The sequence below is a fragment of the Caldicellulosiruptor hydrothermalis 108 genome (assembly GCF_000166355.1).
GTDB lineage: Bacteria > Bacillota > Thermoanaerobacteria > Caldicellulosiruptorales > Caldicellulosiruptoraceae > Caldicellulosiruptor > Caldicellulosiruptor hydrothermalis.
Map to the genome: position 1 here is coordinate 1,537,733 of NC_014652.1, position 17,757 is coordinate 1,555,489.

Annotated in this window: 18 protein-coding genes and 1 pseudogene; 1 reads left to right on the plus strand and 18 read right to left on the minus strand. The window is 34.8% G+C overall.

The features are described 5' to 3' along the window. Positions 1 to 20: 20 nt before the first annotated feature. The 16 genes from CALHY_RS07645 to CALHY_RS07720 form a co-directional block, all read right to left on the minus strand. Entirely contained in the window at positions 21 to 1,190 is a 1,170-nt protein-coding gene (locus CALHY_RS07645) for a class I SAM-dependent rRNA methyltransferase (protein WP_013403393.1), read from the minus strand. Between the two features lie 21 nt (positions 1,191 to 1,211). Then, the gene (locus CALHY_RS07650; protein ID WP_013403394.1) at positions 1,212 to 1,808 is read right to left on the minus strand and encodes an NUDIX hydrolase; all 597 of its coding nucleotides are present in this window, start codon (positions 1,806 to 1,808) and stop codon (positions 1,212 to 1,214) included. Then, positions 1,771 to 2,367 (minus strand): molybdenum cofactor guanylyltransferase, encoded by a 597-nt coding sequence (locus tag CALHY_RS07655; RefSeq protein WP_013403395.1) that lies wholly within the window; start codon positions 2,365 to 2,367, stop codon positions 1,771 to 1,773. The genes CALHY_RS07650 and CALHY_RS07655 overlap by 38 nt, the downstream gene beginning before the upstream one ends. After that, positions 2,364 to 4,295, minus strand: a complete 1,932-nt coding sequence (locus tag CALHY_RS07660; protein WP_013403396.1) for a molybdopterin-dependent oxidoreductase — start codon at positions 4,293 to 4,295, stop codon at positions 2,364 to 2,366. Before CALHY_RS07660 ends, CALHY_RS07655 begins: the two co-directional genes overlap by 4 nt. 22 nt (positions 4,296 to 4,317) lie before the next feature. After that, positions 4,318 to 5,154, minus strand: a complete 837-nt coding sequence (gene nadC, locus CALHY_RS07665; RefSeq protein WP_013403397.1) for a carboxylating nicotinate-nucleotide diphosphorylase — start codon at positions 5,152 to 5,154, stop codon at positions 4,318 to 4,320. Further along, a complete protein-coding gene (nadB, locus tag CALHY_RS07670) occupies positions 5,155 to 6,771 on the minus strand; it encodes an L-aspartate oxidase (protein WP_013403398.1) in 1,617 nt (538 codons plus the stop codon). Positions 6,772 to 6,794: 23 nt separating this feature from the next. Then, complete coding sequence (gene nadA, locus CALHY_RS07675; protein WP_013403399.1) at positions 6,795 to 7,706, minus strand: quinolinate synthase NadA; 912 nt, start codon at positions 7,704 to 7,706, stop codon at positions 6,795 to 6,797. An 83-nt stretch (positions 7,707 to 7,789) separates the two neighbouring features. Further along, positions 7,790 to 8,206 (minus strand): Holliday junction resolvase RuvX, encoded by a 417-nt coding sequence (ruvX, locus tag CALHY_RS07680; protein WP_013403400.1) that lies wholly within the window; start codon positions 8,204 to 8,206, stop codon positions 7,790 to 7,792. A 33-nt stretch (positions 8,207 to 8,239) separates the two neighbouring features. After that, positions 8,240 to 9,187, minus strand: coding sequence for an aldo/keto reductase (locus tag CALHY_RS07685; protein WP_013403401.1), 948 nt, complete (start codon positions 9,185 to 9,187; stop codon positions 8,240 to 8,242). After that, on the minus strand, positions 9,174 to 10,682 hold the full coding sequence (locus tag CALHY_RS07690; protein ID WP_013403402.1) for a hypothetical protein: 1,509 nt from the start codon (positions 10,680 to 10,682) through the stop codon (positions 9,174 to 9,176). The genes CALHY_RS07685 and CALHY_RS07690 overlap by 14 nt, the downstream gene beginning before the upstream one ends. Continuing rightward, complete coding sequence (locus CALHY_RS07695) at positions 10,630 to 10,884, minus strand: IreB family regulatory phosphoprotein (RefSeq protein WP_013403403.1); 255 nt, start codon at positions 10,882 to 10,884, stop codon at positions 10,630 to 10,632. Before CALHY_RS07695 ends, CALHY_RS07690 begins: the two co-directional genes overlap by 53 nt. A 71-nt stretch (positions 10,885 to 10,955) precedes the next feature. Next, positions 10,956 to 11,768, minus strand: coding sequence for a TrmH family RNA methyltransferase (locus tag CALHY_RS07700; protein ID WP_013403404.1), 813 nt, complete (start codon positions 11,766 to 11,768; stop codon positions 10,956 to 10,958). 43 nt (positions 11,769 to 11,811) lie between these two features. Continuing rightward, positions 11,812 to 12,171 carry a 50S ribosomal protein L20 gene (gene rplT, locus CALHY_RS07705; protein ID WP_013403405.1) on the minus strand — a complete coding sequence of 120 codons (360 nt, stop codon included), beginning with the start codon at positions 12,169 to 12,171 and terminating at the stop codon, positions 11,812 to 11,814. 32 nt (positions 12,172 to 12,203) lie between these two features. Then, complete coding sequence (gene rpmI / locus CALHY_RS07710) at positions 12,204 to 12,401, minus strand: 50S ribosomal protein L35 (RefSeq protein WP_013403406.1); 198 nt, start codon at positions 12,399 to 12,401, stop codon at positions 12,204 to 12,206. A gap of 27 nt (positions 12,402 to 12,428) precedes the next feature. Further along, positions 12,429 to 12,929, minus strand: a complete 501-nt coding sequence (infC, locus tag CALHY_RS07715; protein ID WP_013403407.1) for a translation initiation factor IF-3 — start codon at positions 12,927 to 12,929, stop codon at positions 12,429 to 12,431. A 260-nt stretch (positions 12,930 to 13,189) separates the two neighbouring features. Further along, positions 13,190 to 13,588, minus strand: coding sequence for a VOC family protein (locus CALHY_RS07720; RefSeq protein ID WP_013403408.1), 399 nt, complete (start codon positions 13,586 to 13,588; stop codon positions 13,190 to 13,192). Between the two features lie 173 nt (positions 13,589 to 13,761). Here CALHY_RS07720 and CALHY_RS13425 point away from each other — a divergent pair. Beyond that, positions 13,762 to 15,193 (plus strand): annotated as a pseudogene (locus tag CALHY_RS13425) (ISNCY-like element ISCahy1 family transposase). A gap of 313 nt (positions 15,194 to 15,506) precedes the next feature. Here CALHY_RS13425 and larE read toward each other — a convergent pair. Next, positions 15,507 to 16,343, minus strand: coding sequence for an ATP-dependent sacrificial sulfur transferase LarE (gene larE / locus CALHY_RS07735; RefSeq protein WP_013403409.1), 837 nt, complete (start codon positions 16,341 to 16,343; stop codon positions 15,507 to 15,509). Positions 16,344 to 16,475: 132 nt separating this feature from the next. Beyond that, positions 16,476 to 17,756, minus strand: coding sequence for a glutamate-1-semialdehyde 2,1-aminomutase (gene hemL, locus CALHY_RS07740; protein WP_013403410.1), 1,281 nt, complete (start codon positions 17,754 to 17,756; stop codon positions 16,476 to 16,478). Position 17,757 lies beyond the last annotated feature (1 nt).

Sequence of the window (17,757 nt, forward strand, 5' to 3'; positions counted from 1 at the left end):
GTTAGACCTCCTTGTAAATCTTATAAAACCTGAAAAATAAAACATTTGAGGTACAAAGACTCTTCATAGTTGATAAGATATGGATGGTCTTTTGCCTGTGTTCTGTACTCAATAAGTCTTAATGTCTTTTTTGCATCTTTTGCAGCATCTTTAATAACCTCAAAAAACAGGTCTGGCTTCATATAATGTGAACATGAACAGGTCACAAGAATTCCACCTTTTTTGAGTATCTTCATAGCTCGCAAGTTTATCTCTTTATAACCTCTTTTCGCATTTTCCAAAGTGTGTATGCTTTTTGCAAATGCAGGAGGGTCAAGTATTATCATATCGTATTTTTCTTTCTTGTCGTCAAGTTCATTCAGATAATCAAAAACATTTGCAACCACAAATTCACATTTTGATTCAACCCCGTTTAACTTAGCATTTTTTACTGCCTGTTCAATAGCTGTATCTGAGATATCAACACCTATGACCTTTGACGCACCGAACTTAGCAGCGTTTATTGTAAATCCTCCTGTGTGACAGAAACAGTCCAAAACCACTTTATCCTTTACAAAGTTCCTTATTGCAACCCTGTTCTCTTTCTGGTCCAAAAAATATCCTGTTTTTTGTCCATTTTCTATATCCACTATCATCTTAATACCATTTTCCTCTATCTCAACTTCCACAGGCGAGCTGCCATATAAAAATCCTTTTCTCAAATCAAGTCCTTCAATTTCTCTTACCCTTGCATCATTTCTCTCATATATAGCTTTTGGATTGACAATCCCAACTAATATTTCTACCAGCTTATCTTTAAACTTGTCAACACCTTTTGACAATGTCTGCATCACAAGAACATCGCCAAATTTGTCAACAATAAGTCCAGGCAGGAAATCAGCCTCAGCAAATATGAGCCGGCAATTTTGTGTATAGCCTATACTTTTTCTGTAATCCCAGGCATCTTGAACTCTTTTTCTAAAAAAGTCAATATTAATCTCCTCATTTTTGCGTGTAAGAAGTCTTACAAGTATTTGAGACTTGGAATTTATAAATCCCTTTCCCACAAACTTTCCTTTAAAGTTCAACACATCAACAATCTGACCATCCTCGAACTCCCCATCTATCTTCTGTACTTCATGCCTGAAAACCCATGGATGACCGCTTTCTACTCTCAGTCCTTTCCCTTTTGCCAAAAACACTTTCGCCATACTCTAAACAACACCTCTTTTTTAGTTTATTTTCTTTCGTACAAGGTACTCATATACAAGATAAGTAGAATAGAACCTAAACTTGCCCCAATCACCCCAAAAACCTTTTTGTTCTTTCAAGATATCACAAAGATTTTTTAATCCATCCAAAGATATTTTTATTGTCTCTGAAATCTCACCATCAGTTTTTGCAAGATTATCATTTTCATACTTTTCAATTAAAAATACAAACGAATAAAAATCGAAATGTTCTTGCAACCAGACAAGATTATACTTTATCGCTCCAATCAGCAAAAAAGCTTTAATATTCAGTGCAAGCTCTTCTTTTACTTCTCTTTTCAAAGCCTCATCCACATCCTCGTTAAGACCGATACCACCAGAAGGTATCCTGTAAACCTTATCAGGATACTCTTTTTGCCTCACAACAAGCACTTCTTCACCATCTTTTATTGCAAACACCACTTCACCTATTCTATCAACATTTATTTTGCTTTTAACATATTCAAAGAACTCTCTATCTTCTATTGTTACAGTAACCTCTCTTACAATCAAATCTGAAGCAATTGGTATTCTTCCTAAATCAAACCTGGTTTGAAAGATTCCTTCTAAGCCTTTCATTTGCCTCCTCCAAATCAGATTGAGTATTTATGTTTTTAAAACTTTCTAGACAAGGGTCGAATCTCAAAATTTCGTTAAGCTCAATCTTTTTTATATTTGAGCTTTGTAAGATAGCAGAAAGAGAAAATATACCTTTGTCTATAAAATCCAACGCTTTTTCCAAAAATGCTTTGCTATATACACAAAAAAGAGGCTCAAAATAGCCATTGTAATAAGGAACAACTGCATCGTACCCATCAAACCCAAGCATGTACTCTACAAGTTCTTTTTTGGTAAACGGCATATCGCATGCTATTATAAAATTCTTGTTTGTTCTGCTTACCATTAAACTTGTTAAGACACCTGCAACAGGTGCATCTATTTCAATTCTATCTTTTACTACTTCAAACCCTTCAAACTCTATATACCCGTTTTTTACCACAATAAACTTTTTGTCAAAAAGGCCCCCTATACTCTTGTCTATTAATTGTATAACACTTTGATTACCAATCTTAAGATATAATTTGTCAAATCCAAGCCTTTTTGACTTTCCACCCGCCAAAATAAATAAATTTTTCATGTTGTCACCTTTTCCACAAATACAAAATTTGAATTAAATGCTGCTTGACTTTCCATCTCTGCTGTCTTGGAAAAAATGCAAGAGTTTATTGTCTCAATATTTTGGTCTTGATAACCTTCTTCAACTATTATATACCCTCTTTTTACATCCTGCCTCAGAATTGCTTCAACAACAAAACCTCCACAGCCATTGTAAAGAAGCACTTTATCGCCATTTCCAATTCCAAGTCTCTTTGCATCCTCAATATTAAAAATAGCAACTGGTCTTCTTTCAAAAAACTCCTGGGAATGCAATGTTTTTTGAGAATGAACGGTCACAAGTCTGAGCTGATTTTTTAATACCTTATTTTCATCTATAGATGGCACAGCTACATCTATCTTTTCATCTTCAAATTCAAATTTTTTGCTCTTTGTTGCAAATATTTTATCTTCCCACGGAACATCTATTTTGGTTGCACGCACAAAATGCTTGTCAAATTTAATGTTCAAAGCTTTCTCAAAATGAGCTTTTACATATTCTACCCATTCTTTTTCTGATTTTATAGGAAAATCTAAATCAAGCCTTTTTGCAAGCTGGTTTATTATTTCAACCTCTGACTTTGACTCACCGATGTTTTCAATAACCTTCTCAGAAACCCCAATATAATCATGCCACATATTTGGTACAAACACATCCTCTTTCTCAAGAAAACTTGCAGCAGGAAGTATAATGGTTGCTGCCTGGGCTGTTGCTGTCAAAAACATGTCAACAACAACCACAAATCTTTTTTGAAGTTCTCTAAATACCAAATCTGAGTCAGGACACTGTGAAACAGGATTTCCGGCAGATATATAAACCATCTCAACCGGCGGATTTTGCTGGTCTTTTAGATATTCGCCAAGTTTTGCTTTGTTATAAAAACGCTTATTCACAGCCCTGGTATCGTCTTTGAAAACGGAAGCTATATTTTGAGTGAACCTGTGAGCAAAGTTTGAACCTCCGCCTTTTATTCCCACATTACCTGAGATTGCAACAAGATAGTCAATTGTTCTTATTGTATTTACTCCATTTGTATATCTTTGCGGCCCGTACCCAATAAAAGTTGACACAGGTTTTTGAATATAAATATTTGCAATGTTCTCTATATCTTTTTTATTTACACCACACCTTTTCTCTATCTCTTCATATGTTAATCTACTTGCAATCTCCTTTACCTTTTCAAATCCAACAGTATACTTTTCGATAAATTCTCTGTCTTCCTTTCCATTTTCCAATATATACTTTATTGCTCCATAGGCAAGGTAAGAATCAGACCCAGGATTTATAATCAGACCAATATCAGCTATCTTGAATGTTTCGGTAGGGTAAATGTCAATCACTGCTACTTTTTTACCTTGTTTTTTTGCCATATGGACAAAATAAAAAAGGTGAAGATTTGTCCACAGAGCGTTTCTTCCCCAAAGAACAATCCAGTTAGAATTAAAAATATCAAACGGTGAATGACAAAGCGAATTTCCAAAATCCATTTTCTGTGCAAGAAGACCTGCTCCCCAGCACAAACTCCCTTCAGAGTATGTCGCACCACCCAAATAATCAAAAAACAATCTTTCAATATTTCTCAAATACCCTTCATACCCATCTCCACTATAGTATAAAATGGCACTTGAGTTGTACTTCTTTAAAATCTCTTTTATTTGCTCCGCAATCATGTCAAGAGCTTGATTCCAGGAAATTTGGTGAAATTCATTCTTGACCCTCAAAAGAGGAGTGGTTACCCTCTCTTTTGAATAAACCTTCTCAAGCAATCTATAACCTTTTGGGCACAAAAAACCATTGGTGATAGGGTGGTTCTTATCACCATAAAGCTTTACTGCTTTCCCATCTTCAACCTGAGCAACAATCGCACAGCTGTCAAAACAGTCAAGTGGACAAAATGTCTTTTTTTTCATAAGAGTTTTCCTCCAAAAAACTTTAGTCTACAAAGTCAAGGCTAATATCAAGGCTTTTTACTGAATGGGTAATAGAACCAACAGAAATAATATCAACACCTGTTTTTGCAATCTCCTCAATGTTATCAATATTTATATTTCCCGATGCTTCTATTAAAACTCTTCCTTCAGCTTTCTCAACAGCCTTTTTCATCTCATCAACTGTGAAATGGTCAAGCATAATTATATCTGCACCAGACGCCAATGCCTCTTCAAACTCTTGCATATTACGCACTTCTACTTCAACCTTCATTGTATGTGGGACATTCTCTTTTGCCCTTTTTACAGCCTCTGTTATACTCCCAACAGCCTTTATGTGATTATCCTTAATTAGCACCGCATCAGACAAAGAATATCTGTGATTTTTCCCACCGCCAACAAAAACAGCGTATTTATCAAGCATTCTCAAGAGAGGAATGGTCTTTCGAGTATCAGTCACAGTCGCCCTATACCCTTTTATCTTTTGTGCAAGCATATTTGTAAATGTTGCAATGCCGCTCATCCTTTGAAGAAGGTTTAAAGCAAGCCTTTCACCCATCAAGATTGCTCGTGTTTTTCCTTGTATTTTGGCCAAAACATCACCTTTTTGAATATTGTCTCCATCAGTTTTTAACTTTTCAAATTTTATGCTGCCATCTAATATCTCAAATACCCTCTTTGCCACATCTATTCCACATAAAATTCCATTCTCTTTAGCCAATAAAACAGCACTCGACGTGCTCTCTTGCGGAATTAATAAGTCTGTTGTAATATCTCCATATGGCATATCCTCTACAAGTGCATCCTTAATAATTTTATCAATCACCAAAAAATTCAGCATTTAAAAGATTTCCTCCCATCCATAAATGTTTGAGTATACCAAATGCTTCTTCCAGTTAACATCGTCCTGGTACGGGAAATCTTTTCTGTAATGAGAACCCCTGCTTTCTTTTCTCATCAGTGCAGCATTTGCCAAGATGTACCCTATCATAAGCATGTTATAATATTCTATCTCTTTTTGCGTGCTGAGTCTCATTGTATTCAATATTTCTAACCTTGAGACAATGTAATCTATCAATTTTTCAAGTCCTTCTTTTGTTCGCACAATCCCTGCATACTCACTCATTTTACTTCTCAAACCTTCAATCTCGGTAGCTACGTTCAAATCAAACTCCTTTTTACTCAAGCTTCTATGGCAGATTGCTATATGTTTCACATTTTTTTGTAACCTGCCATTGATATATTGAGCTATTCTTCTTCCAAAAACAAGACCTTCTAAAAGTGAATTTGATGCAAGCCTGTTTGCTCCATGAACACGTGTCCCTGCTGCCTCACCACATACAAAAAGGTTTTCCACAGTGGTTCTGCCAAACTCGTCAGAAAGCACCCCACCCATACTATAATGCTGCGCAGGTGCAACAGGAATTCTCTGTTTTGTAATATCGATACCAAGTTCCAAACATTTTTGATATATATTAGGAAATCTCTTTCTTATAAAGTTAGCATCAAGATGAGTAATGTCGAGAAATACGTTTTCAGAACCTGTCCTTTGCAGCTCAAAGTATATACTACGAGAAACAATATCTCTTGGTGCAAGCTCTGCAAGAGGATGGTACTTGGGCATAAATCTTTCACCGAAACTGTTGTAAAGAAGACCGCCTTCCCCTCTTACTGCCTCTGATATTAAAAAGCTCTTGTTTTTTTCATGATAAAGCACAGTGGGATGAAACTGTACAAGTTCCATATCCACAACCTTTGCTCCACACCTTACAGCTGCAGCACAGCCATCGCCTGTTGTCACCTCAGGGTTTGTTGTGTATTTGTACAAATATCCATAGCCACCAGATGCCAGAACAATGTTTTTTGCAAATAAAATGACATTCTTATTCTTTATCTTTAGCAAAACTCCTATGGCAGTGTTCTGCTCATCGGTGAGTATATCAACCAGAAAAGCATTTTCAAATATTGTAACGTTTTTATATGACTTAACTACATGTCCTAAATGCTCAGACACAATTCTTCCTGTCGCATCTCCACTTGCATGAATTATTCTTCTTCGGCTGTGTGCTCCTTCCTGACCTAAAATAATCTCCCCTTCGTCATCTAAATCAAATGGAATATTCATCTTAAGCAAAATGTTTATATTTTCAATAGCCTCGTCAACCAAAATTCTTACCATGTGCGAATCACAAAGACCGCTGCCTGCTCTTATTGTATCCATATAGTGTATGTCAGGACTGTCATCATGGCTAAGTGGCGCTGCAATCCCGCCTTGGGCCAAATTCGTATTGCTAACCTGCATGGTTTCTTTTGTTACAAGTGCCACTTTGAGCTTTTTATCCAAATTAACTGCCGTATATAGCCCTGCAACACCTGTTCCAATAATCACTACATCAAAATTTAAAACTTCATCGCTACCAGAGTCAAATTCAACACAAAACCTTTTAAACTCTGCCAAACTAACCATCCCCAATTTACAAATTAACCCATCTCAAGCATCTTAGCAAGTGCTCTTTTCGCACCTTGCATAATTTCTTCTTCAACTTCTATCTGGTATCTCTCATACAACAGAGCATCTCTTACCGATTGCAAGGTATTCTTCTTCATATTAGGACAAATCATCCCTGGATGAAGAATATAAAACTTCTTGTCGGGATTCAGCTTCTTTAAACTGTACAGCACTCCCATCTCTGTTCCGATAATAAACTCTTTTTCTTTTGAAGCAGTAGCAAAATCTATTATCTGTTTTGTACTTCCGACAAAGTCAGCAAGCTCAACCACTTCTGGTCTACACTCAGGATGGACCAAAACCAAAGCATTTGGATGTAAAGATTTGGCCTTTTCAACATCTTCTTTTTTTATCTTGTAGTGTGTAATGCAAAATCCTTCCCATAAAATGATGTCTTTTTCAGGCACCTGTTTTCTAACAAAACTTCCTAAGTTTTTGTCTGGCAAAAAAATTATTTTGTCATTGGGAAATTCCCTTACAATTTTCACAGCATTTGATGAAGTACAGATAACATCTGATTTTGCTTTGACAGAAGCAGGAGAGTTAATATAACACACAATTGAATAATCAGGATATTTCTTTTTTAAATTTTCAACATCTTCTGCAGTCACCATATCAGCAAGAGGACATCCAGCATCTATCTCTGGCAACAACACCTTTTTATGGGGTGAAAGTATCTTTGCACTCTCAGCCATAAAATGAACTCCACAAAACACTATAACTTCTTCAGGACGCTCAGCACATACTTTGCTCAGATAAAAAGAGTCGCCCACAAAATCTGCAATCTCCTGCACTTCATCAATTTGGTAATTGTGAGCAACTATTAAAGCGTTCTTTTCTTCTTTTAGCTTGTAAATTTCATTTTTAAGCACTTCTATATTCAATAATATCACTCGCTTTTCTTGGTAAGATTTTTATCATTAATATACCATTTAAGAAGACCAAAATCAACATACACAAAAGATTCTTAACTTCCGTTATAAAAATCAAGATACCCCTGGAGAATATAAACTGCTGCAACCTTGTCAATTACCTTTTTCTTTCTTTTCCAGTTCAATTCTCCATTTATCACCTTTTCAACAGCTTTTGTTGAAAATCTCTCATCCCATTTTACAATCTCTACATTGTATCTGCTTTTAATCTTTTCAGAAATCTCATCAATTTTTTTGAGCTTTTCATCTTTCTGGTCAGGATGCAGCTTAGAAAGAGGATAGCCTATCACAACCTTTTCTATACTGTATCTTTGAAATATCTTGTCAAGCTCCTCAAACAAATCTTTATTTCGTAGCTCAATTGTCATAACTGGCTGGGCAGTAATTTTGAGTGGATCTGAAATTGCAACACCAACTCTACTGTTTCCCATGTCAAGACACAGAATTCTCAATTTGCAACCACCCTTCTATTTTTCCAATTTGCTTCATATTACTTTTAAAGCAAAAAACTTGCAATAGCTACTGCAGTATCCACAACAAAGACATTTGGAGTAGTCAACAAACACCTTTCCATCTTTCACAGACAATGCATTTTGGTGGCAATGCAAGACACATTCTCCACAGCCTTCACACCAGCTTTCAACATGAAGCTTTTTTGTTTTTATATTTTCTAATAATTCCTTTTCCAAGTAAACCTTCTTTTCCTCAAAGCATCTAATATTATAATCAACCTCAAATATACTTTGCATACCTATTGCAACAGAATGAAGATAAGGAAACTCAAATATAAATTCAAGTGCTCGCTTAAAATTGGAAAGGAGATTACCACCACCAAATATTTTCATAGCAAAAATTCCTTTGCCATGTATGTAGGCTTGTTTTATCGCCTCTGCCATCTCATCAACTGTACCATCTACAATTCCGATTCCTTTGTAGTTAAATATTGGATGGATAACTTCAATTTCTGGATATTTGAGGGCATCTTTTACCGCCTTTACATAGTGGGTAGAAATGCCAAAATGTTTTATATACCCTTTTTCTTTTGCTTTTAAAAAATATTCAACTGCTTCATAATGTCCTTTGAAAGTATGCTCACCTTCCTGTTCATGGAGCATAAATAGGTCTATGTAGTCAACATCCAGCTCTTTCAAAGCCTTATTTAAAGAAAACTCTGCTGTTTTTTTATCATAAGCATATGATTTTGTAGATATTACCGGTCGTATTCCGCTTATCAGGATTGACTTTCTTATATACTCATATGTCTCATACAGCTCAGCAGTATCAACAAAATTTATACCTTTTTGATACGCGTACGCCAAAAGCCTTGCTCCATCTTCAATAGATAATCTCTTTTGAAGCGGTCCTAAAGTCAAGGTACCAAAACATATTCTGCTCACATAAAGTGATGTACTTCCAAGTTTAATTGTTTCCATACTCTTTCACCAGCTTTGCAAGGTATATACTCAAGTTTAAAAGTCCCAATAAAAGACCTACAATTATCGTACCTGAATCGTTCAAAAGCCATGCAAACATAGTGATTATAATAAACAATTTTATCTTTTCTCTTTCAAGTGATCTCAAAACCAAAATTTTATTTTTGGTCAAAGCTAAGATACTTAAAATCACAAAGCAACTAACAAGCAAAATTGTTAATGGATAGGATACAAAATAAGAAAGGTTCATGAGCATTTTTCTTTTTATTGTATCAAGCAAAACCTCAGTGTTTGAAAAAACATTAAATAGATAGCTATTCTTGAAGATAGCAAAAACTATCAAGATTGCAACTGGTAACAACAAAAAAATCATCTTTTTTTTATTTCGTGAATTTATAACTGAAAACAAAATAAAACCTAAAAGTATGGAAACAAGCCCGCCAAAATTTATACCATAATATGGAATAGATAAAAATACAGCCAAGGCCCCAAGTATTATATAAAGATTTTTCAAAGGAATCTTAGTTACAATTGAAAATACAAATGTAAAGCCCAATAAATAAGCAAAAAATTCATTGCCTATGCCATAAAACCTATTTGCAAATGAAGGATGATATCCTGCAGTAGAAATAAGTTGCAAATAGTTGTCATAAAAAATAGCCTGAATCAAAATAGAGAGGATTCCAGCCAAAGCAACTCCAGTTTGAGTTTTTTCAAAACTGAAGTATGATAATATTAACGAGGTTGCAAAAAACAGTAATAAAAATACAAAAATATGGTTAATATACTGAACTATTATCGGTGAGTAGATAATAAAAAGGTACGAAAGCAACACAGTGGTAGGAAATAATTTTATAATATACATGTGCATACCATTTGATAAATCTATCTTAAAACCACCAAAATAAATTATTGCTTCTAATATTGAGAAAATAATGATAGCAGCAAAAAGCAATATTAAATATCTATTAAGATACATAAGCTGATAATTCAATATCCAAAAAAATTTCCACAAGTATTGTAAAAAGTCATTTGCTACTAATATTTTAGCATCTTTATTAAACTTGCCTTCTAATATATCCATAAACTCGCTGTCCAGCACAAGCCCTGTTCTTTTAGTGTGAACTGATTTGAAAGTAAAAAAGCCTTCATCAGAAAGGTTATTGAGCACAAAGATTAACCTGCCATCACCACTGTATAAAAAAAATAAGCCCTTTTGTTTCTTTTTTACTTGTGATAGATTATCAATGTTTACACCTTTTTTGCTAAGATACTCTTTAACCATTTGACTTTTTTCTTTATCTTTTAAAACTACAATCACTGCCCAACCTTTTTTGCTGCTTGAGATAACTTTTTTTACAGAGGTAAAAAAATGTCTATCAAGAAACTCTTTCCCATTAAACTTGTAGAAACTGAATGCAAAAGCTGAGCTGAAAATTAAACTACTCAATGTTATTATCAATATAAAACTTAACAATTTCTTCCAATATTTCATCTCTTTCAATTCTCCTTATTATAGAGCGGGCATTCTTATGATTAGTAATATAAGTTGGGTCGCCCGATATTAAGTATCCTACAAGCTGAGCAATTGGATTGTAACCCTTTTCTTTCAGTGCACTGTAAACTTCACTCAATATCTCTTTAACCTTTTTTTCCATACTCTCTTCAAATGAGAAATGTTGAGTTTTATCGTTCATTTCTTATACCACCTTTTAATTAATTTTTAAGCCCTCATCCACAATTTTAACTCTGGATGAAGGCTTAAATTCTATCTTTTTCTCAATTCATACAACACAATTGAAGCTGCCACCGCTGCATTTAAAGACTCTGCTTTGCCAGCCATAGGGATTTTTATCTTTCTTGTTGCCACCTTTGCAAAAGAATCGCTAACTCCTTCAGACTCATTACCAATAACAACACAAAATCTTTTGTCAGGAACAATTTTTGAAATTTCAATATCACCATACGGCGTTGCCACATAAACTGCAAAGCTATTATCTTTTAGGATTTTGATTAATTTTCCCTCTTCAGCCTCTCTCATAATCTGCAGATGAAAAAGTGAACCCATTGTGGCACGTATTGTCTTGGGATTGTAGATATCAACTGTTCCCTTTGTTGTTACAACAGCATCAAATCCAAATGCATCAGCACATCTAATTAATGTTCCCAAATTGCCAGGGTCCTGTAGCTTGTTAGCTACAACTACTCTTCTCAGATTTTTTATAAAATTTATGCCTTTGTCAACAAAGTTGCACTCAGCTAAAATACCTTGTGGTGTAGAAGTTGTAGTAATGTATTCAAACAGCTTATCAGGAACCTCAATAACTCTTTCTATTTTCCCATCTTCTAAAAGACGCTTGCACTCCCAGTAAAATTCTTGATACCTATCTTTCGCATGTTGAGAAAATATCACCAAGTTTATACATTCAATCTGATAGTCAATAGCTTCTCTTACCAGCTTTAAACCTTCAGTTATGAAAGACCTAAACTCTTCTCTGTACTTTTTATCATGCAGCTTTTTTAGTCTCTTTATACATTCGTTCTCTCGACTGCTAATAAACTCAACTTTTTTTGTGGACATCTTACCAATAGCCCTTGTTCAAAAAAATCAAAATTTAAATACTTTACTGAGCATTTATTTGCTTTTTGGCAATTTCAACCAGCTCAGCAAATGCTTTTTGATCATTTACAGCCATATCTGCTAAGACTTTCCTATTAAGATTAATTCCTGCTTTTTTAAGACCATTCATAAACTTGCTGTACGAAAGACCATTTTGTCTTGCTGCTGCATTAATTCTTGTTATCCACAGCCTTCTAAAATCTCTCTTTTTAAGCCTTCTACCTACATATGCATATCTTAAAGACCTCATTACAGCTACATGCGCTTGTTTAAAAATCTTGCTCTTTGCACCAAAATAACCCTTTGCAAGTTTTAGCCATTTTTTATGTCTCTTTCTTGCCCAAACACCATTTTTTATTCTCATTTATAACTCTACCTCCTGCTCAAAATTGTTGTTTATAGGTACGGCAAAAGCTTTTTGACTGCTTTAACGTTAGTAGCATCAACAACCACCGTCTTTTTCAAATTTCTCTTTCTCTTTCTTGACTTACCGCTCAAAAGGTGACTTTTACCTGCTTTCTTTCTCAAATATTTCCCACTTCCGCTAATCTTAATTCTTTTTGCAAGACCTCTATGTGTTTTTAGTTTCGGCATCAAAAAACTCCTCCCCATCAAAAATTTTTATTGCTGTTTTGGCGCAATGACCGCTGTAAGGTTCTTACCATCCAATTTTGGCTTTTTCTCAACAACTCCGTACTCTTTTATCTTTTCTATAAACTTGTTTATAATCTCTTCACCTATTTCAGGATGCAAGACTTCACGACCCCTAAAGCGAATAGATACCTTTACTTTGTCTCCATCCTGTAAAAACCTAATTGCATTTTTTATTTTTACGTTAAAGTCATGTTCTTCAATTGTGGTTGTAAGCCTGATTTCTTTTACGTTAATAACCTTTTGATTTTTCTTTGCCTCTTTCTCTTTTTTGGCAAGTTCAAACTTATACTTGCCATAATCCATTATCTTGCACACAGGCGGATTAGCATGAGGAGCAATCTTAACTAAATCAAGCTTTTTTTCCTCAGCAATCCTCAGTGCCTCTTTTATGCTCATAATTCCAAGTTGAACACCGTTCTCATCAATAACTCTTACCTCTTTGTCTCTTATCTGCTCATTAATGAGCAAATCTTTATTATTTATATTAAAACACCTCCTGGAAATAAATAACCCTAATTCCTAATTTAAACAAAAAGTGGATAGAAGCATAGTCTATCCACTCCCTTAACTCTTTTTGAGCCATATTAAATGGCTCAAAAAGCACTATTGACCCTCCGAGTCATTTCTCGGAAAGGTGAGAAGCGATAGACTTCTACTTCTTTTTCACCTCTATAAGGATACCATATATACTTTGAAAATGTCAATATCAAAAAAGAAAAATTTGAAGTTTATGGCTTTAGCATAAAGTTAAGTCCCCACGTTACTCCAAACTTATCGGTTATAACTGCATGTAGCGCACCCCAAAATGTCTTTTGTAAAGGAAATCTTACTGTCCCTTCCTTTGAAAGATTATTATAAATCATTTTAATCTCCTCTTCTGAGTCACATTCAATCACAAGTGTAATGTTGCTTCCTTCATTAGTGTTATTAAATTGGTCTGCTAAATATATTACGCATTCATCAGATAAAAAAAGTTCTGCATGGAGTACCTTACCTTTGGAATTCTCAAAACCTGGAACGTTATCAGCCATCTGAACATTTTTTACTTCTGCTCCAAACACATCTTTATAGTATTCTATTGCCTGTGCACAATCATTGAGATGAAGTTCAGGAATTACTTTTTTCATTTTTTTATTTCCTCCTTTCAAATCAAAAAAAATATAATAGCCTTTTGCAAAAACGCTCAAGATGAGCGTTATCAAGCTTTACATAGAATCAAAAAAGACTGGTCACCCTCCTCATAATTGTAGTAAAATATGATTATATAAAACAAATTTTCTACTATGAGGAGGGTTCCAAAATGTTCAACACCAAACCTAAACAACTTTCTTTCATAGACCTATTCTCCCACCTAAAGGCTTCGGCTCTCTACAAGCCTGAAAGCCTCTTGGGCTTGTTCAATAAATTCATTGACTTGTCACATTATATACCTTCTTCTTTCTACAATGCCTACTACAAATATTTCGGTAAGCATAGATACTTCTCTTTAGAATCTATGCTTTGTTGCTTCCTCGTCCAAAAATTGCTCAAACTCAATACTTTAACTCAGCTTCGTGCTGTCTTACTCAACTCATTCGAACTTCGCTCATTTTGTAATCTTCATGGCAATGTCCCTTCTATCTCTACTCTCTCTCGCTTTAGAAAAATATTTGCAAGTGAAATCCATAAACTTTTTCAAAATATCTCTATCCATGCACATAATATTTCCATCCAACAATGCCCTCAAGATTCTTCAATCTTAATCTTCGACACAACAGGTATTGTCCCAAAAGGTTCGTGAAAACAATCCTAAATTCATTCATCTACTGCTGAAAAATACCTCAAAAGCTAACCCTGAACTTCCCTCTGAAAAAGTCTACTCTCTCGTTTATTCTTCTTTGCCTAAAACTGCTAACGCTAATTCTAACATCCGTCTTATGTTTGTAAATGGCCATTTCTGCTGGGCTTTAAAATTTGCAGTCATTACCAACGCTCTCGGTATCCCTTTAGCTTTAGTACCTCTGTTTAACTATGATTCCCCTTCCTCTGACCCACAAGAAGCAAAAGCTATCTCCGACTCTAAAGGTTTAATTCCTTCGCTCGAAACTTTATTCTCTTATATCCCCAAAAATTTCTCCACTTTCATCGCCGACAGTGCTTTGGATTCCCACAACATATACTCCACTTTAAAAAATACCTTTAACTTCTCCAAAATCGTTATTCCACTAAATACAAGAGCTTCTAAAAATACTACACCTACATCAGACCCCAATATCGTTATTTCTGAAGATGGTATCCCTATCTGCAAAAAGTTCAACAAACCTTTTAAACCCGAAGGCAAATGTCAGGGTAAAAATCGCTCTTTGCGCCTTAAATGGACTTGCCCTATGTCACAATACAAAGATGGCAAACGCATCTGCTCTTGCCCTCAGCCTTGTACTACCTCTAAATCGGGTAGAATGTTCTATACATACCCAGATAACTTTCGCTCTTTCCCAGGTATCAACAGAAATTCACAAGAGTTTTTTGACCTCTACAAAAAACGTGTCGCTGTAGAGCAGACTATTTACCACCTGAAATCCTACATGGGCTCTGATACTATCTCTACTTATGACCATATTTCTATTTTCTCTGATTTCTTGCTATCTGCCATTACTTTCTCGCTCTTGTTTATCCTCGCTCACAATATCAAACTCTATTGCTCTAAATTGACTATCAAAAAACTTAACAAGCTCAAAAAACTTATCGCTTAATACTACTATTTTTTAAATCTATTTCTTACAAAAAATTTCTGGTTTTGTTTTTACTTAACCTTCTAAAACAAGGAGTTAAGAAGGCTTAGGATATTATTGTCTTTTTTGAAGTTGTTAATTTTTGTCATATGTTTGTTGCTGATTATTTTTGTTGGTATTGATAATATTTGGTTTTCACTTCTCTTTTCTTTTTGTATCTTGATTGTATTTCATGTTAGTATTGGTGCCTTTTACCTTCAATCACCACCTATTTTGCAAACGCCTAAATCAAAAAAAATATAATTTTTATACACACTTCATTTTAATACAAAGTTCACAAATTCAAATTCAAACTCAAATTCATACTCCCTGTTCTGTACCCCTCTAAATCTAAAGTAATATACAAAAAACCTAACTCTTTAAACTTATTCCTAACACTCTCTATTAACTTAATATCTAAAAACTTCTCCATCTCATCCTTACCTATTTCTATTCGTGCAAGTTTATCTTGATGATACCTTACCCTCACCTGCTTAAACCCAAGTCCAAGTAAATATTCCTCAGCTTTTTCTATCATGCTTAATTTTTCTTTTGTTATTCTTTCTCCGTAAGGTATGCGTGAAGAAAGGCATGCAAAGGCAGGTTTGTCCCATGTTGGAAGTCCCAACTCTTTTGACAATTTCCTAATATCCTCTTTTGTAAGCCCAGCAACTTTAAGTGGACTTACAACGTTAAGCTCACATGCCGCCTTCATGCCAGGTCTAAAATCGTTCAAATCATCAAAGTTTGAACCATCCGCAACATACTCAATTCCATGTGCCTTTGCTACTTTCCATATCTTTTCAAAAAGCTCCTTCTTGCAGTAATAGCATCTATCAACAGGGTTTTTATTGAATCCCTCAATTTCAAGCTCTTCTGATTCTATGACTATGTGTTTTGCTCCTATTTGTTTTATGAATGTTATTGCATCATTGAGTTCTCTTTTTGGATAGGTTGAGGATGTTGCAGTCACGGCAATAACTCTATCTCCTAAAACATCATAAGCAACTTTGACTAAAAAGGTACTATCAACTCCACCTGAATAAGCAATTGCAAGGCTTCCTAAGCTTTTGATATAGTTTTTTAATTTTTCATATTTTTCTTGTAATGTTTCATCTATTATGATATCCATAAAATTACCCTCCTGTATGTTATTGTACTAAATTATTTAGATAGATTTAGTATAAATTTATTTTACACGTCTCCTTTTATTCTATCAACATCTTTTTAAACACTCTAAGTTAACTACAAGACGTTGTTCTTATCATTTCCTTTTTGAAGAGCAAAATTCCTCAGCAATTTCAACGAATTTTTCTACATCATTTTCGCTATGTGCTACAGATAAGAACATCGCTTCAAATTGAGAGGAAGGAACATAAATATGGTTTTTTATCATATATTCTGCAAAACTTCTGAACAAGTCTAAATCGCTCATCTTTGCCATCTCGAAATTTTCTACCTTTTCAACTCCAAAGAAGATTGTTAGCATTGAACCTACCCTGTTTATGCAAAAAGTTAAATTGGAATTAGAAAAGACTTGTGTCAACTCTTTTTCGAGTTTTCCTGCTAACATCTCCAAATTACCATAAAAATGAGGATTTTCTTTAAGCTTTTTGATAGTAGCGTACCCTGCACTCATCACAATTGGATTGCCCGACATAGTACCTGCCTGAAAGACATTTCCTTGTGGTGCTAAGCACTGCATAATCTCTTTTTTGCCACCAACTGCGCCGCAAGGAAGCCCCCCGCCAATTATCTTTCCAAAAGTTATAAGGTCCGGCTCAACATCATATAAAGCTCTTGCACCTTTCAGTGAAAGTCTAAAACCGGTTATTACTTCATCAAAAATCAGAAGACTGCCGTGGAGGTTGCAAATTTCTCTTAGGGCTTGCAAAAACTCTTTTTTGGCAGGTACAACACCCATATTCCCTGCCACAGGCTCGATTATAACAGCTGCTATCTCATCTTTGTTTTCTTTAAAAGCTTTTTCTACTGAATCTAAATTGTTGTATTCAACCACAATTGTATTTTGTACAATATCTTCATCAATTCCCTTTAATCTTAGCTCGGCTACTGCTGACCCTGCTTCTTTCAGAAAGATGTCATGATGACCATGATAACAGCCTGCAAACTTTACTATTTTTTTCTTCCCAGTATAACCTTTTGCAAGCCTTACAGCAGTCATTGTAGCTTCTGTCCCTGAATTAACAAATCGAACCATATCAATTTGGGCTGTCTCACACACAAGCTTTGCCATCTTATATTCAATTTCTGTTGGTGCTCCAAATGCTATTTGATCTTCCACCACTTCTTTTATGCTATTTACAACATCAGGGTCACAATGTCCTAATATCATCGCACCCCAGGACAGAACAAAATCAATATATTCATTGCCATCAATATCAAATATACGGCAGCCTTTTCCTTTTGAGATGACTGGCGGGGTAATACTCAAATTTTTAAAGGCACGAATTGGACTGTTAACCCCGCCTGGTATATATCTTTTGGTCTTGTCAAATACTTCTTTACTTTTGTCAAGTCTCATT

Coding starts and splice junctions, on each gene's coding strand:
- CALHY_RS07645 (WP_013403393.1), bottom strand. CDS start 1,190: ATGGCGAAAGTGTTTTTGGCAAAAGGGAAAGGACTGAGAGTAGAAAGC.
- CALHY_RS07650 (WP_013403394.1), bottom strand. CDS start 1,808: ATGAAAGGCTTAGAAGGAATCTTTCAAACCAGGTTTGATTTAGGAAGA.
- CALHY_RS07655 (WP_013403395.1), bottom strand. CDS start 2,367: ATGAAAAATTTATTTATTTTGGCGGGTGGAAAGTCAAAAAGGCTTGGA.
- CALHY_RS07660 (WP_013403396.1), bottom strand. CDS start 4,295: ATGAAAAAAAAGACATTTTGTCCACTTGACTGTTTTGACAGCTGTGCG.
- nadC (WP_013403397.1), bottom strand. CDS start 5,154: ATGCTGAATTTTTTGGTGATTGATAAAATTATTAAGGATGCACTTGTA.
- CALHY_RS07685 (WP_013403401.1), bottom strand. CDS start 9,187: ATGGAAACAATTAAACTTGGAAGTACATCACTTTATGTGAGCAGAATA.
- CALHY_RS07690 (WP_013403402.1), bottom strand. CDS start 10,682: ATGAAATATTGGAAGAAATTGTTAAGTTTTATATTGATAATAACATTG.
- CALHY_RS07695 (WP_013403403.1), bottom strand. CDS start 10,884: ATGAACGATAAAACTCAACATTTCTCATTTGAAGAGAGTATGGAAAAA.
- CALHY_RS07700 (WP_013403404.1), bottom strand. CDS start 11,768: ATGTCCACAAAAAAAGTTGAGTTTATTAGCAGTCGAGAGAACGAATGT.
- rplT (WP_013403405.1), bottom strand. CDS start 12,171: ATGAGAATAAAAAATGGTGTTTGGGCAAGAAAGAGACATAAAAAATGG.
- rpmI (WP_013403406.1), bottom strand. CDS start 12,401: ATGCCGAAACTAAAAACACATAGAGGTCTTGCAAAAAGAATTAAGATT.
- CALHY_RS07720 (WP_013403408.1), bottom strand. CDS start 13,588: ATGAAAAAAGTAATTCCTGAACTTCATCTCAATGATTGTGCACAGGCA.
- larE (WP_013403409.1), bottom strand. CDS start 16,343: ATGGATATCATAATAGATGAAACATTACAAGAAAAATATGAAAAATTA.
- hemL (WP_013403410.1), bottom strand. CDS start 17,756: ATGAGACTTGACAAAAGTAAAGAAGTATTTGACAAGACCAAAAGATAT.